Source organism: Wenyingzhuangia heitensis (assembly GCF_011762155.1).
In the GTDB taxonomy this organism is placed as follows: Bacteria; Bacteroidota; Bacteroidia; order Flavobacteriales; family Flavobacteriaceae; genus Wenyingzhuangia; species Wenyingzhuangia heitensis.
Window position 1 is genome coordinate 175,146 of the sequence record NZ_JAASQL010000003.1, and the last position, 12,678, is coordinate 187,823.

Below are 12,678 nucleotides of genomic sequence, written 5' to 3' on the forward strand. Positions count from 1 at the left end.
AATTATGAAGATTTTAAAATATAAAATATACACACTTCTAGCCATTCTTATAGGTTTGGTAGGATGTGATGAAGATAGTTTTCTAGAAGAGCTAACACCCAACGCATATGATGCTGCTCTTTTTTGGCAAACAGAAAACGATTTTAATTCAGGACTAACCACTGTCTACGGTGCTTTGCAATTTTCTAGTATTAGCGGTAGACAAATAGTTTCAGAAATGGCTCAGGGAGATTTAACCTTTACAACAACCTTTGCTCCATTTACACCTCAATTTTTAAACTTGAATTTTAACGATACCGATTTGTCGGTAACCAACAAATGGAACGAGTTGTATATTGGAATCAACAGAGCCAATCAAGTTATTGAAAACATTGCAACTGTTGATGAAACATTATTTAATACCTATGATAAAAATGAAATAGAAGGACAAGCAAGATTTTTAAGAGCGTTCTTTTACTTTCAATTGGTAAATACTTATGGTCAGGGAATTTTACACACAAAAACCATTACCAGTGATGCAGATGCACTAAAAGAAATGTCTACACTAGAAGAAATTACCAATGCCGTAATTATTCCAGACTTAAAATATGCACAAGAAAACATTCGTGCTTCTTGGACAGGAACCGATGTTGGAAGAATTACATCAGGAGCCGCTTCTAGTTTATTAGGAAAAGTATACCTGTATGACAAAGAATGGAGTTTAGCAGCTACAGAATTTGCCAAAGTGGTAGATTCTGGAGTCTATAGTTTGGTAGCAGACCCTATGGATAACTTTACACATTTTAACGAGTTTAACGAAGAATCTATTTTAGAAACCAACTACTCTTTTGATTTAAATGCAGGTATTGGTGGTAATACTGTAGATGACAATCAATTTGGTTCTGGAGCAGAAGCAACCGCTTTATCTGGACCTATTGGAAAACAAGGAAACGGTGGATTTAACCAAATTTTTGCTTCATATTATTTACATGAATTAATGGTAAATGATGAAAAAGCAGACGGAACCGATGGACATTCTAACAGACTGTCTGCAAGTATAGCTCCTAGTAATTTTGAAGATGAGTATTACCAATCTACTTTATTAGACTTGCCTGGACCTAGCTACAACGCATACGGAATTAGTGCTTATGTAAAAAAACATTCTAACTGGTATCATTTAAATGTAGAACCAGAATTGTCTAGATCAGGAATCAACTTTAGACACATTCGTTATGCAGATGTTTTGTTAATGTATGCAGAAGCTTTGTTAGAAGGTGGAACCAACAATGGAAATGTAGACCAAGCTATTGAATTGATTGATTTAGTTAGAACTAGAGCAGGAGTTAAAACTTTAGCTACTTATAGAACTGAAAATGGAAATCAAATTCCAGAATTACAGACCAGCTTAGATGCTAATGATTTGACAGAATTCCCATTGGTAAATGTAGATGCCAACGCAATCTTAACACATTTACAATTTGTAGAAAGACCTTTAGAATTATGTTATGAAGGTCATAGATGGAAAGATTTGGTTCGTTGGGGAATTGTAGCAGATGCTTTGGCAAATGCAAATGATCAGGAATCTAAATTGGTAGTTAAATATCCTTTGGCAAACAACGTTCCTCCTTTCTTTTTTAGAACCATGCCACTAAGACACTATCAAGATGCAGTAAGCAATTACAACGCTAATAAAGATTACTGGCCAATTCCTAACAAAGAATTACAAAACAACAGTGCGTTATAGCCTAAAATCACAAATTCATAAAACACAACAATCATGAACATAAAATATATAAAATGGCTCGTATGTAGCCTTACTCTTATCTTTTTTGCCTGCAAAGAAGATTCCATCATCTCCATTCCTAGTCACAAACTAACTTTAAACTCCTCTGAAAATAATGGAAACAGAACAGAGGTTGGTGCTAGAGTTTCTTTAGGAGATATCTCTACAGGAATTGAATCTAGAAAATGGACTATTGAAGAAGGTGTTGCAGATATTATTGATGCAGATAATAACACTGAATCTACAGCGAGTGTTTTAAACTTTCGTTTTTTAAAAACTGGAACGCAAAACGTAACGCTAAGCCAGGTATTTAAAGAAAATGCTTATGTAGGAGTAGAAGACGAAGTTAATTCTGGTGAAAAGGAATTTGAAGAAATATTTACTTTTGAAGTATTGGAACAAATTCAGCTTTCTAACCTAGAAGCAGCCGTATTGGACAGCAATGGAAATACAGAAAAACTTTTAACTCTTGAAAACGATGCTTTAAATGAAGTAAGTGCAGGTAAAACCGTGCGTTATTCTTTTGATGTAGTTGGGCAACCAGAAACCATTGTTGCAGAATCTGGAGATGCAAATGCGATTGAAGGAAGTGAAATTATAGATTTAGAGAACAACAAAGCTTCTATTGATGTAAAATACAGCAAGGTAAAAAACTACGATGTGTCTTTAACAGCCTCTAGATTAAACCCTGTAGGTAATGGTGCCTTGGCATTTACCAACCTAATTACCATTGTTGGGTCTACAGAACCTGTAACCTTAGAAAGCACTTCTATTGTGAATGGTAAAATCACCTTAGCTTTTAGTAGAGAAATGGAAGCTTCTTCTGTAAACACAGGTGATTTTTCTATCACTCTTAAAAACAAAAGCAACGTAACTATTCCTGCAAGTATTCAGAATGTAGCAGTACAATCTGGTGATGCTACTTTGGTAGACCTTACTTTAAACGGAGAAACTGTTTATGATGATGACATTGCTACAGTTAGTTATACCAAAGGTTCTTTTGCTACCACAGATGGAGTCTTGTTAGAAAGTTTTACCAACCAACAAGCTATTAGCGGTGGAGATAATATTTTGGTAGACACAGACTACGATTTTGATTTTGAAAAATCAGGTACGGGAATAGAGAACTGGAGATCTAACACAACTTTTTGTGGTCCTTGTATTGCAGAAAACAGCAGTTATGAATATTCTACAGAACAAGCTAAAACAGGAAGTACTTCTTTAAAACTAAACGTACTACAAGGTGGTGTAGCAGCCTTGGTAAACACAACAACTTCTGGAGTAGATATTGAATATCCTATTGTAAATGGTCAGACTTACGAAATTGGTTTGTGGGCTTACGTGCCAGCATCTCACAATTTTGGTCCAAGTCAAGTAAATATTAGAACATTTACCAATGACGGTTCTGGTGCTTTAGACCCAGGTTTCCCATCATTAATTTTAAACAACAGTACTCCTAAAGATACTTGGGTGTACGGAAGTGTTACTGCTAGTTTTAACAGTACTTCTGCTAAATTAATTATGAGAATTCGTAATAACATAGCTGGTCCTGTGCAACCTTTATCAATATACCTAGATAACATTACCATTAAAGCAGTAAATCCTAGACCATAATTCACCCCAAATCCTCTCATTAGTATTCTTTTGAGAGGATTCTTTTTTTTTCAATCGATTATTAACTTTTAAATATTTTAAAGATGAAATCAAAATTACTTATGGCATTGTTATTACCAACATGCCTATTTTCGCAAACAAACATTGCTGTTAGTAACAGTTCTTTTGAAACCACTACCAATTGGACAGCCGCTAACGCTAGTACAAGTATAGATGTAAGTGGACAAACCAACAACGCATTGTCTTTTACTGCAGATGCAGGTTCTAATGCGACCAATTTATTAACGAGTGATACTTTTACTATAGCGAACAATGTTAACTGTGTTGTAAGCCTATGGATAAAAGCTACTGTTGCCAATCAAAAAGTAAAAATGACGGTAGCAAACAACGGGGCAGATGTGTATACAAGTGCACAAATAAACCTGGCTGCTACACAAGGAACATGGCAACTAATATCTTCTAACGTATTTTCTTCTGGAACACAAGCAGACACTTCTCTATGGACCGTTAGTTTTACATTGCCAGGTGGTGCTAATAAAACCTTGTCTTTTGATGAACTTACCATTACTGCCAACCCACTAAACGTTAATGGAGATTTTGAAACTGACTTTTTTCACCAAACACAAGCTTTGGGACTAACTAATCCCTACACAAAAAATCAAATCAATCCATTTACACTAAGTAGTGATTTTGCCAACAGCGGGGCTTATTCTGTAGAACTAACCAATGTATTTTCTTCTGGAGGGAGATCTACTTTTAATGCCAAAACTGGATATCAACACTTAGCAGAAACAGGTCAAAACTACCAAGGATCAGTGTACGTGAGAGCGAGTACAGGAGAAACAGTAAACGTAAAAGCTTCTTTATTTTTAAATGGAATTGAAAATAAAGGAGACGATGTTTATACATCTGTTGGAGATACGTGGACAAAAATATCGAGTCCTATTGTAACAGCTACCACAAATGATGCTGCTTATGTAAGATTGACTAGTGAAACAGAAAATGCTGTTTTTTATATTGATGATGTAACGCTTGCTAAAAACGTAACATTATCTAACAACAATCTTTTATTAGAGAAAATCGCTATCACAAAAGAGGGTATACACATACAAAAATCAGATGCAGAGGTATTTATTTTTGATGTCTTGGGAAAAACCATTGTTCAACAAAAAGTAAAAACAGGAAACCGTTTGTATTTTAATTTTGAAACCTCTAAAATTTACTTAGTATCTATTTTAAATGCAAAAGGAGAAAGATTTACCACTAAGGTTTTGTTTAACAACTAAATTGTAACCTTATTTTAAGCATACAATAAAGTCCTAAATAACATTGCTGTTATTTAGGACTTTTTGAATCTAAAAAGCTATTCTATTTAATTAATTACAGCTTCTTGCATTTACATTTCCAGATGGTGAATAAACTCTAATCCAATCTACATACATTTTAGTATTAGGTCCAGATTTAATATCAGAACTGTTCCAAAAATTATCTGTACTTCCATACCTCCAAGATTGTGCAGCTTGACTAATAATCATGTGCATCTCTCTTGTCAATCCATTCCCACAGCTTGTGTAATAATCAGGATCTATACCATCTTCAACTCTTAAACCGCTTACGGTCTTTACTCTTTTTCCATCAATAAAATAATCCAAACGTTGGTTGTTTACCCATTTTACTCCAAAATAATGGTAATCCTCACTCCAAACCACATCATTAGCTCTACTACAATCTCCTGCTGATTGTTTTCTAGACATCCATGTCTCTACATGGGGTTGGTAATCTAACCTAACTCCATTTTCTGTCTTAAAAGTGTGGTGACTTAAATGTATACGATCTCCATAATAAGGATAGTCACATTGTGTGTTATTAGGTCTTATTCTAGGCCCATAGGTTTCTAAATTATCTATTTCTTCTGTAGTACCTGCATCTCCACTAAGCATCCAAATAGCATTTGCCAGTTGCGAGTTGCTAATTTTAACTTTAGCCTCTTGAAAAATAGGATAACTACTCTTAGCATTAGAGGTTATCATACCACAGTTTAATCTTCTACTAGCTCCAGAACCTGTGTCTGCTGCTGTTAACACCACGGCACGGTTAGAACCACTTAGGGTTTCAAACGTAATTTGATCTCCTGTCCATGCAGTAGGTAAAGGCCCTGTATAATTGTTTACAAATCCATACTTCCATTTGGATGAAAACACTGGAGCAGACTTCCCTCCAGGATAATCAAACTCATCAGACAAATCATCTACCAATTGCCAATTCCCCATTCCAAAAACACTACGGTTAACTGCTTGAATTGTATTGTTAACAGGTGCATCAAATAAAATATTGTCTATAGGGCTACAACTAGATAAAGTAGCAACGGGAGCTCCCTCTTTAGCAGGTAAATCTTCAAAACCTTCTAAAGAAGCATCCGAAACTTCGTTAGAATTGGAAATGTTTTCTTGGGTTTCTTCTCCACAACTAAACAATAATAAACAGACTAGCATACTGGTTAATCTCATAAAACTCATAATTTATATTTTTTAAATTAATAAGTAATAAACATAGTCTCTACCTTATAAAAAGAATAAAATACTGTCTAGATTACACATAGACGTATTAGCTAGATTGTTGAAAAAAACCTGAAATAAAAGGTATAATTCTATACATATTCAGACAGCTACAAAATCTTAAAAAAACACAACCCAATACCGAGGAAAAAACAACATAAACACACACAGAAAACATTATCAACAATACAAGGTTAAAAAAATGATTATAACACAATAAAAACACATATACATTAACATCTAAACAAAATCTATAATCTTAAAAAAAACTCCTTAAAAACAAAAAAGCCTTCTTTTGCAAAGAAGACTTTTTATAACAAAATTAAACTATAAAAGAGGTTAGTTACAACTTCTATTATTTACGGTACCTGTTGGAGAATAGACTCTAATCCAATCTACATACATTTTAGCATTAGGTCCTGTTTTAATGTCAGAACTATTCCAAAAATTAGTAGCTCCTCCATATCTCCAAGCTTGGGCTGCTTGACTAATAATCATATGCATTTCTCTTGTTAAACCATTACATGCTGTATAAGATTCTGGATCTATTCCATCCTTTACACGTAATCCTGTAACTACTTTTACTCTTTTTCCATCTACAAAATATTCTAACCTTTGCTCATTTACCCATTTTACACCAAAGTAATGATAGTCTTCACTCCAAACCACTTCATTATCTCTGCTACAGTCTCCTTCTGTTTTTTTTCTGGACATCCAAGTCTGAATTTTTGGCTGGTAATCCATTCTTTGCCCTCCTACGGTCTTAAATGTATGATGACTTAAATGTATACGATCTGCATAATAAGGATAATCACACAGTGTGTTGTCGGGTCTTAATCTTGGTCCATAGGCTTCTAAATTATCTATCTCTTCTGTGGTACCAGATTCTCCACTCAACATCCAAACAGCATTGGCTAATTGAGAATTGCTAATTTTAACTTTTGCTTCTTGAAAAATAGGATAACTACTCTTTGCTTTAGAACTAATCATCCCACATTTTAAAGTTCTATTCGCTCCTGTACCAGTCTCAGATGGAGTTAATACAATTGCTCTGTTAGCACCTTCTAAGGTCTCAAAAGTAATTTGATCTCCAGACCATTGTGTTGGGGCAGGTCCTGTATAATTGTTAACAAAACCAAACTTCCATTTAGATAAAAATACAGAAGCCGTTTTACCTGCTGCATAATCAAATTCATCAGACAACTCATCTACCAATTGCCAGTCTCCCATATCAAACTCACTCAAATTTACTTCATGAATATTGTTATTTACTGGGGCATCATATAAAATATCATTTTCTGGGCTACAGCTAGACAAAGCTGCACTTGGTTTTCCTTCTGCAGGTTCATAAGTTTGTTCTTCATTCCCAGACTCATCATCATCTTCCTCTTCTTCGGTTTCTTCTGTATCCTCCTTTACAGAATCTACAGGATCAGGACTTACTACAATTTCTTTTGTATTAGTACTACAGCTTAAAAGCGTAAAATAAACAGCTAAGGTTAAAACCAATCTAATTAATTTCATGTTATTCTTTATAATTAATATTTGATGTAAATTTAAGTACCCAACACTTTTAAAAAATCAACATCATCCTAGACTTACCCTAGACAACAACAACAGAACGCAATCTAAACACTTAATACAAGTAATCTAACCCTACACAAATTCACACATAACAAAAAACCGATGCAAAAGCATCGGTTTTTATATTTATTTTATTGAAAATTACAATTGAAATACTTTTTCCATTTCAATCCATTTTTCACCATTCTTTGCCCAAGGTAAGCCTTGCTGATATTTCCACATCAACTCTTCCCACTCTTGCACTTTAGGATTGTTGGCATCCATTTCGGCTTTTTTGTTTGGATCAAATGTTTCATCACATTCCATAATCATAAACATTCTATTTCCAAACAAGTAAATTTGCATATCTACAATTCCAGCATCTTTTATACTTGCTGTAATTTCTGGCCAAGCATTTCCTGGAGCATGATATTCTTTATATTCTGCTATTAACTTAGGATCATCTTTTAAATCGCAAGTCAAGCAATATCTTGTTGTACTCATATTGATTAGTTTTTAGATTTTTTATAAGTAACCATTCCATATCTAGCTACAACAGCCAAACAGATTAATGGTAAAATAAATGAAAAATTCACTTCTGGAATAAACCCTAAGATTTTCACATCAGAAAACCCAGGACCTCCCCAGTCTAAAATACTTCCTTGTAAAATTGGCATTAAAGCACCACCTACAATGGCCATTACCAATCCTGCAGAACCAATTTTAGCTTCATCTCCCATATCTTTTAAAGCAATTCCATAAATAGTAGGGAACATAATAGACATAAATAAAGAAACCAATACTAAAGAATATAATCCTATAGTTCCTGGTAATACAATTGCTCCGGCTGTAAAAATAACTCCACCAATACCAAACATCATTAATACTCTTGATGGATTCATCGTTTTCATCAACCCTGTTCCAATCCATCTACCTGATAAGAAAATAATCATGGCAGCTACATTAAACCAAGTTGCTGTTAAAGCTTCACTTTCTGGCAAACCTTCATTTATATTGTCTACATATTGAAAAATATAAGTCCAACACATAATTTGTGCTCCCACATAAAATGCTTGCGCAACAACTCCTTGTTTGTAGTTGCTATTAGCAAATAATTTTTTAAACGATTCTGACAAGCCCATTTTGTCTTCTTCTGAAGTAGAAGGGATTTTGGTAAAAATAATAATCACCATAATTGCCAAAACAACCAATCCTAATAAAATATAAGGGACACTAATCACTCCTAAATCATTTTCTCTTACTGCTGCTTTTGCTGTTTCCGATAAAGTATCATACACCAACTCTCCGGCTTCATTTTTATCATCAGATCTTAAAGCAGAAATTACAAATTGCTGAGCCACAATCATTCCCATTAAAGAACCTATTGGGTTAAAAGCTTGTGCTAAATTTAAACGTTGTGTTGCCGTTTCTTTATCTCCTAACGCTAAAATTAACGGATTAGAAGTGGTTTCTAAAAATGCCAAACCACAAGTAATTACCCATAGAGACACTAAAAAATAATTAAATTCTTGAAAAGCCGCTGCTGGATAAAACAAAAAGGCTCCTATTGCATACAAACACAATCCTAAAATAATTCCAGATTTGTAACTAAATTTTCTAATAAACAAAGCTGCTGGTAAAGCCATAAAGAAATATCCAAAGTAAAACGCAAATTGTACTAAGGATGCTTGCATGTTAGATAACTCTGGCATTACTTTTTTAAATGCAGATACCATTGGATTTGTTAAATCGTTAGCAATTCCCCACAACGCAAATAACGATGTAATGATTATAAACGGAAAAAGTAGTTGTTTACTAACTACAGGCTTTTTTATAGTTTGATTCATAATTTTTTAAATTAGTTTAAAAATAAAGTGTTGCTAATTAAGTTAAAATCAATCAAAATTAGCAACACAAAAGTTTCATTTATCTATCACAAATGTTTTATTCTGTCAATAAAGACCTGTCTAAGTTTACATAACCACCGTCTACAGTAATAAATTGTCCTGTTGTGTGTGATGATTTTTCAGAAATAGTAAACAAACATTGGTCTGCAATTTCTGCAGGCATTGTCATTCTGTTTTCTAAAGGAATTTTTTTAACGATAGATTTTAACTTTTCTTCTCCATTTTCTAATGTATCAATCCATGCTTGATAAGCAGGAGTCCAGCTTTCTGCAATAACAATTGCATTAGAACGAATTCCGAATTTAATTAAATCTACAGCCCATTCACGAGTTAAACCAAAAACCCCTCCTTTTGCTGCCGCATAACCAGAGGTTCCTCCTTGTCCTGTTAAAGCAACTTTAGACCCTATGTTTAAAATATTCCCTTTTGCTTTTTTAAGCATTGGTAAACAATATTTTGTCATGGCAAAAAAACTAACCATGTTTAAGTTTATAGAGGTCATAAAATCTTCCATAGAAGCATCTAATCCCGCACCATCATTTACACCTACGTTATTGATTAAAGCATCTATTTTTCCATACTTTTTCTCTATCACTTTTGCAGATGCCTCTATTTGAGTATAATCAGACAAATCTGTTTTTACAAAAAGTGCATCAATACCTTTTGCTTGTAATTCTTCTGCATATTCAAAACCTCTATCGTTTCTGTCAACTAATACAGGAATAGCTCCTTCTGCTGCTAAATGCTGTACAATTGTTTCTCCTATACTTCCTTTAATTCCGGCAGCTCCTGTAACAACAACTACCTTTCCTTTTAATTTTAAGTCCATCTTAATTTTTTTATAAATTATAAAATTTAATAGCATTTTCTCCCATAATAGCACTTTGCTCTGGCAAACTTAATTTTGCTATAAAATTTGTAATTGTCTCTTTTATTTCTGTATAATTTCCGGCTACCAAACAAACTGGCCAGTCAGAACCAAACATAATTCTATCGGTTCCAAAACTGTCTAACACTAATTGTAAATAAGGTTCTAATTGCTCTGGAGTCCATGTCTTGTAATCTGCTTCTGTTACCATTCCAGATATTTTGCAATACACATTTGGGTGTTTTGCAATCTCTGCCATCAACACAGCCCATCCATCATAAAAACCATCTTTTATGTATGGTTTTGCGATATGGTCGATTACAAATTTTATGTTTGGAAATTTTTTAACAAACTCTAAAACAGTACCTAATTGATGTGGAAATACTAAGATATCATATACAAAATCGTATTTTTCTAACTTAGAAATCCCTTTCAAAAAGTTATCTCTTAGTAAGAAATTATGATCAGCCTCACCTTGTACTACGTGACGAAATCCTTTTAACACATCAAATTGGCTGTAATGTTCTAACACATCATCAATATTATCTCCTCTAAAATCTACCCAACCAACAACTCCTTTGATAAAGTTATTTTTAGAAGCTAGGTCTATTAAAAAGTTAGTTTCTTCTAACGTTTGGTCAGCCTGTACTACTACACAACCGTCAATATCGTTTTCTGAATATACTTTTTGTAAATCTTCTGGTGTAAAATCTCTACGAATCACAGCCATTTCATCGTCTATCCATTCGTGTTTTACAGGTTCGTAATTCCAAAAATGTTGATGTGAATCTATTACCATATATAACTTCTTTATTATTGTAAACAAAAAAGTCTTTACAGGTATAGTACCTGTAAAGACTTTTTAAATATTATTTTACAAAAGCATCTAAACTAGCTTTTACTCCGTTTGCTACAATCCCTTCTAGGTGAGAAGTTACTGCTGCTTCTACTCCTTCTAAAGCTGTTAAATCTGTTCCCCAGAAATCTGTATTAGATAAAGTAGCTTTTACAATAGCAGGAACGTTTCCTGTTGCCCATTGGGCTTTAAAGAAGTCTAAAGCTGATTGGTCATCTTTTAATGCAATTTCTTCACCATTTCTATCTCCTTTGTAGAATGCAATTAAAGAAGCTAAAGAGAATAACAATCCTTGTGGTAACTCATTCTTTCTCTTAATGTATTCTAAAACTGATGGTAAAACTCTTGTTTTAAATTTAGAGGTAGAGTTTAAAGAAATGCTCATTAACGCATGCTCTAAGTATGGGTTTCTAAAACGATCTAATACATCGTTAGAAAATTGTTTCAATTCAGCATCTGGTAAATCTAACGTAGGACAGATTTCATTAACAATCGTGTTCTTTAAGTAAGTTCCAACCACCTCATCTTCTAAAGATTCACGTACTTTATCTATTCCATATAAGTAACCTACAGGAACTAAAGTTGTGTGTGCTCCGTTTAAAATTCTTACTTTACGAGTTCTGTATGGCTCCATATTGTCTGTAAACACAATATTTAATCCACATGCTTCGGCAGGAATTTCATTTTTTACAGATGCAGGTCCTTCAATTACCCATAAGTGGAATTGCTCTCCTTCTACAACTAAGTTGTCTTTGTATCCTAATTCTTTAGTAATTGCATCCATTTTATCTCTTGGATATCCTGGTACAATTCTATCTACTAAAGAATTACAGAAAATATTATCATTATTAATCCAAGCAACAAACTCTTCCCCTAAGTTCCAGTCTGCAGCGTATTGTAAAATAATTTTCTTTAAGTTATCTCCGTTTTTGTCAATTAACTCACAAGGAATTAAAATTAAACCTTTGTCAGAAGCTCCGTTAAAAGTTTGAAATCTCTTAAACAATAAAGCTGTTAACTTTCCCGGAAAACTAGATTGAGGTGCATCGTCTAACTTATCATCAGCATTGTAAGCAATACCAGCTTCTGTTGTATTAGAAATCATAAAACGTAAATCTGGATTTTCAGCTACCGCTAAATAATCTGCAGGATTTGCGTAAGGATCAATTCCTCTTTGGATACAGTCTACAATTTGGTGCTCGCTAATTGCTTCTCCATTCTTAATTCCGTTTAAATATAATGTATACAATCCATCTTGATCGTTTAACATTTTAATTAAACCCTGATCGATTGGCTGAACAGCAACAACTCCAGCATCAAAGTTTGCATTTTTGTTCATTTCATGAATCATCCAGTTAGCAAAAGCTCTCAAGAAGTTTCCTTCTCCAAATTGAATAATTCTTTCAGTATATGTTTTTACAGTCGTTGCTGTACTTCTATTTAATGAATTCATTTTTTTTATTTTAGTAATTAATACAAAGTAGCTAGTACATAGACTGAACTACTTAAAATTTTATTTAAAAAAGGTACAGAGTATTACTTTATACTGAATA

At 33.5% G+C, this 12,678-nt stretch carries 10 protein-coding genes; 3 read left to right on the plus strand and 7 right to left on the minus strand.

Annotated elements, in window-relative coordinates:
• The first annotated feature begins 4 nt into the window (after nt 1-4).
• The 3 genes from FHR24_RS11690 (at nt 5) to FHR24_RS11700 (ending at nt 4,662) form a co-directional block, all read left to right on the plus strand.
• Entirely contained in the window at nt 5-1,723 is a 1,719-nt protein-coding gene (locus tag FHR24_RS11690; protein ID WP_167188844.1) for a RagB/SusD family nutrient uptake outer membrane protein, read from the plus strand.
• 33 nt (nt 1,724-1,756) lie between these two features.
• A complete protein-coding gene (locus FHR24_RS11695; RefSeq protein WP_167188847.1) occupies nt 1,757-3,376 on the plus strand; it encodes a hypothetical protein in 1,620 nt (539 codons plus the stop codon).
• An 83-nt stretch (nt 3,377-3,459) separates the two neighbouring features.
• Complete coding sequence (locus FHR24_RS11700) at nt 3,460-4,662, plus strand: hypothetical protein (RefSeq protein WP_167188850.1); 1,203 nt, start codon at nt 3,460-3,462, stop codon at nt 4,660-4,662.
• A gap of 90 nt (nt 4,663-4,752) precedes the next feature.
• Here the strand turns inward: FHR24_RS11700 and FHR24_RS11705 are convergent, their stop codons facing one another.
• The 7 genes from FHR24_RS11705 to FHR24_RS11735 form a co-directional block, all read right to left on the minus strand.
• Nucleotides 4,753-5,892: a LamG domain-containing protein gene (locus FHR24_RS11705; protein ID WP_167188853.1), complete on the minus strand. Its 1,140-nt coding sequence runs from the start codon at nt 5,890-5,892 to the stop codon at nt 4,753-4,755.
• A gap of 378 nt (nt 5,893-6,270) precedes the next feature.
• Entirely contained in the window at nt 6,271-7,455 is a 1,185-nt protein-coding gene (locus FHR24_RS11710) for a LamG domain-containing protein (RefSeq protein ID WP_167188856.1), read from the minus strand.
• A 201-nt stretch (nt 7,456-7,656) separates the two neighbouring features.
• A complete protein-coding gene (locus FHR24_RS11715) occupies nt 7,657-7,998 on the minus strand; it encodes an L-rhamnose mutarotase (protein ID WP_167188860.1) in 342 nt (113 codons plus the stop codon).
• Nucleotides 7,999-8,003: 5 nt separating this feature from the next.
• Nucleotides 8,004-9,341, minus strand: a complete 1,338-nt coding sequence (gene fucP / locus FHR24_RS11720) for an L-fucose:H+ symporter permease (protein ID WP_167188863.1) — start codon at nt 9,339-9,341, stop codon at nt 8,004-8,006.
• A gap of 97 nt (nt 9,342-9,438) precedes the next feature.
• Nucleotides 9,439-10,230 carry an SDR family oxidoreductase gene (locus FHR24_RS11725; protein ID WP_167188866.1) on the minus strand — a complete coding sequence of 264 codons (792 nt, stop codon included), beginning with the start codon at nt 10,228-10,230 and terminating at the stop codon, nt 9,439-9,441.
• 10 nt (nt 10,231-10,240) lie between these two features.
• Nucleotides 10,241-11,068, minus strand: a complete 828-nt coding sequence (locus FHR24_RS11730; RefSeq protein WP_167188869.1) for an amidohydrolase family protein — start codon at nt 11,066-11,068, stop codon at nt 10,241-10,243.
• Between the two features lie 70 nt (nt 11,069-11,138).
• Nucleotides 11,139-12,578 carry a tagaturonate reductase gene (locus FHR24_RS11735; RefSeq protein ID WP_167188872.1) on the minus strand — a complete coding sequence of 480 codons (1,440 nt, stop codon included), beginning with the start codon at nt 12,576-12,578 and terminating at the stop codon, nt 11,139-11,141.
• Between the last annotated feature and the right edge of the window lie 100 nt (nt 12,579-12,678).

Excerpts from the sequence above, each read along its gene's own strand:
- FHR24_RS11690 (WP_167188844.1), top strand. The coding sequence starts at position 5 with ATGAAGATTTTAAAATATAAAATATACACACTTCTAGCCATTCTTATA.
- FHR24_RS11695 (WP_167188847.1), top strand. The coding sequence starts at position 1,757 with ATGAACATAAAATATATAAAATGGCTCGTATGTAGCCTTACTCTTATC.
- FHR24_RS11700 (WP_167188850.1), top strand. The coding sequence starts at position 3,460 with ATGAAATCAAAATTACTTATGGCATTGTTATTACCAACATGCCTATTT.
- FHR24_RS11705 (WP_167188853.1), bottom strand. The coding sequence starts at position 5,892 with ATGAGTTTTATGAGATTAACCAGTATGCTAGTCTGTTTATTATTGTTT.
- FHR24_RS11710 (WP_167188856.1), bottom strand. The coding sequence starts at position 7,455 with ATGAAATTAATTAGATTGGTTTTAACCTTAGCTGTTTATTTTACGCTT.
- FHR24_RS11715 (WP_167188860.1), bottom strand. The coding sequence starts at position 7,998 with ATGAGTACAACAAGATATTGCTTGACTTGCGATTTAAAAGATGATCCT.
- fucP (WP_167188863.1), bottom strand. The coding sequence starts at position 9,341 with ATGAATCAAACTATAAAAAAGCCTGTAGTTAGTAAACAACTACTTTTT.
- FHR24_RS11725 (WP_167188866.1), bottom strand. The coding sequence starts at position 10,230 with ATGGACTTAAAATTAAAAGGAAAGGTAGTTGTTGTTACAGGAGCTGCC.
- FHR24_RS11730 (WP_167188869.1), bottom strand. The coding sequence starts at position 11,068 with ATGGTAATAGATTCACATCAACATTTTTGGAATTACGAACCTGTAAAA.
- FHR24_RS11735 (WP_167188872.1), bottom strand. The coding sequence starts at position 12,578 with ATGAATTCATTAAATAGAAGTACAGCAACGACTGTAAAAACATATACT.